The 496-nt window shown below is 68.5% G+C and carries 1 protein-coding gene; it reads left to right on the forward strand.

Annotated features, from left to right (window positions below; all coding sequences use genetic code 11):
• Nucleotides 1-496: AMP-binding protein (locus tag DID98_RS35560; protein WP_148093568.1), on the forward strand; the 496-nt coding region annotated here is incomplete at both ends.

The following is a 496-nucleotide window of genomic DNA, read 5'->3' on the forward strand; positions in this document are numbered from 1 at the left end:
GGAACGATACGGCACGAGCGGTGGAGGTGGAATGCGTGCATCGTCGGATCGAGCGTCAGGCTGCGGAGCGGCCGGAGGCGACGGCGCTGGAGTTCGGCGGGCAACGGCTGAGCTATGGGGAACTGAATGCACGTGCGAATGCGCTGGCGTCGGAGCTGAAGCGTCGCGGGGTGGGGCCGGAAGTGGCGGTCGGGGTGTGCCTGGCAAGGTCGCTGGAGCTGGTGGTGGCGCTGCTGGGGATCTGGAAGGCGGGCGGGGCGTATGTACCGCTGGATCCGCAGTATCCGGACGATCGGCTGCACTACATGCTGACGGACAGCGGGGCGCGACTGTTGCTGTCAGGGGAAGCGCAGCGTGAGCGGCTGTCGGGCATGGGGGTAGAGCAGTACGGGCCGGAAGCGTGGCCGCAGGCGAATGGGGCGCTGGCCGACGTGACGAGCGATGCGATGCCGGACAACCTGGCGTACGTGATCTACACGTCGGGCTCGACCGGCCG

It is taken from the genome of Burkholderia sp. Bp8984, assembly GCF_003853755.1.
Taxonomy (GTDB): Bacteria; Pseudomonadota; Gammaproteobacteria; order Burkholderiales; family Burkholderiaceae; genus Burkholderia.